This window comes from Streptomyces fuscigenes (genome assembly GCF_021556455.1).
Classification (GTDB): Bacteria; Actinomycetota; Actinomycetes; order Streptomycetales; family Streptomycetaceae; genus Streptomyces; species Streptomyces fuscigenes.
In genome coordinates this window covers 1-1,890 of record NZ_JAKGCV010000697.1, presented here as the reverse complement: position 1 = coordinate 1,890, position 1,890 = coordinate 1, and the positions used below count along the sequence as shown (strand labels likewise).

Annotated in this window: 2 protein-coding genes; both read right to left on the bottom strand. The window is 74.7% G+C overall.

All coding sequences use genetic code 11. The annotated features are described in order from the left end of the window. Window positions 1-247: 247 nt before the first annotated feature. Window positions 248-1,504: an arginine deiminase gene (locus L1885_RS27865; RefSeq protein WP_235799920.1), complete on the bottom strand. Its 1,257-nt coding sequence runs from the start codon at window positions 1,502-1,504 to the stop codon at window positions 248-250. Window positions 1,505-1,701: 197 nt separating this feature from the next. Beyond that, the coding region (locus L1885_RS27860; protein ID WP_235799919.1) for a hypothetical protein at window positions 1,702-1,890 on the bottom strand (189 nt) is incomplete at its 5' end.

Below are 1,890 nucleotides of genomic sequence, written 5' to 3'. Positions count from 1 at the left end.
CCGCGACGGCCACCAGGAGCGCGAGCAGCAGCGCGACGATCCGCCCCCGGCGCGGCCCCGGGGCCCGGCGGACCCGGCGCGACGCGGGTGCGGGGCGCTCGGGGGACGGGCGCTCCGCGGCGCGGGAGTCGTTCAGCGTCATGGCGTGTTCGCCTGCCTTCGTACGTACGGACACGTCCGGCCCCCGGGGCCCATCGGGTCACCGGGCCGCGGGCCGCCCCGGCTCCACCTCGTCACGCGGGCGCGGTCAGTAGACGACCGGTTCCCGGATCAACGGGCACGTCATGCAGTGGCCGCCGCCGCGGCCGCGGCCCAGTTCGGCGCCGACGATGGTGACGACCTCGACGCCGGCCCTGCGCAGCGCGGTGTTCGTCTGCGTGTTGCGGTCGTAGGTGAAGACGACGCCCGGCTCCACCGCCACCGCGTTGTTCCCGCTGTCCCACTGCTGCCGCTCCGACGCGTAGACGCCGCCCCCTGTCTCCACCACGCGCAGCGCCGGCAGGCCGAGGGCGCGCGCCACGACGTCCACGAAGGGCGTCGTGCCCTCGTCGGTGAGATGGAGTCCCGGCGCCCGGTCGGCGGGGCGCAGCGAGAAGGTGTGGACGCGGTCCATGATCCGCGGGTAGAGGCTGACGATGTCACGGTCGGCAAAGGTGAAGACGGTGTCCAGGTGCATCGCCGAACGCAGCCTCGGCATGCCCGCCACGATGACGTGCTCGGCCGCGCCCGCCCGGAACAGCGCCGCCGCCACCTGGGTGATCGCCTGGCGCGAGGTCCGCTCGCTCATGCCCATCAGGACGACGCCGTTGCCGACGGGCATGACGTCCCCGCCCTCCAGCGTCGCCTGCCCCCAGTCGGCTTCGGGATCGCCCCACCAGACCTTCGCGCCCGCGTAGTCCGGGTGGAAGCGGTAGACGGCGGCCATGAGCAGCGTCTCGTCGTGGCGGGCCGGCCAGAACAGGGGGTTGAGGGTGACGCCCCCGTACAGCCAGCACGTGGTGTCGCGGGTGTACAGGGTGTTGGGCAGCGGAGGCATCAGATACTCGCGCCCGCCGATCGACTCGCGTACGAGTGCGGCGTGCGGCGGCCGGAACTCGTCGGGCAGGTCGGAGGCCGCGAGCCCGCCGATCAGGAACTCGGCGAGCGTGCCCGGATCCAGCGCCTCCAAGTAGGCGCGGGTGGTGTCGACGAGACCGAGCCCCACCTCGTTGGGGACGATCTTCCGGTCCAGCAGCCAGGACTTCGCGGCCGGGAGCGCCATCGTGGCGGCGAGCAGGTCGTGCAGTTCCACGACCTCGATGTCACGGGCGCGCAGTTCGCGTACGAAGTCGGCATGGTCGCGCTGGGCGTTCTCCACCCACATGACGTCGTCGAAGAGGAGGTCGCCCGCGTTCGTGGGGGTGAGCCTGCGGTGGGCGAGCCCCGGCGCGCAGACGAGGACCTTGCGCAGCCGTCCGACCTCGGAGTGCACGCCGAGCGCGGGAAGGGGCGGGTGGTAGGTCATGGCGGCGCGGAAGCCTTCCGTGCGGGACGGCCGGAACGGGAACGGACGGCGGGCGCCCGGCTCCGGCCCCGCGACGGACCGGGGCCCGGCCCCTGGAACGGGCCAGGATTCGGACCCGGATTCGAGCCTGGGTTCGGACCCGGACCCGGACCCGGACTCGGGCCCGGATTCGAGCGGCTCCGGGGGCGGGGGCCCGGTCACGGCACCTTCCGTCCGAACGGGAGCGCGGTCGCGCCGGCGGACGCGCGAGCGACCGGGATCACGACGGCCGCGACCGCGACCGGGATCAGGATCGGGGCCGGGACCGGGACGGGCACCGGGGCGGGCACCGCGGCGGGCACCGGGGCGGCTTGGACGGCCGCGACGGCCGTGCGGGCCGCGGCGGC

What these genes read in the sequence shown, in the direction of transcription:
- L1885_RS27865 (WP_235799920.1), bottom strand. Translation starts at nt 1,504, where the DNA reads ATGACCTACCACCCGCCCCTTCCCGCGCTCGGCGTGCACTCCGAGGTC.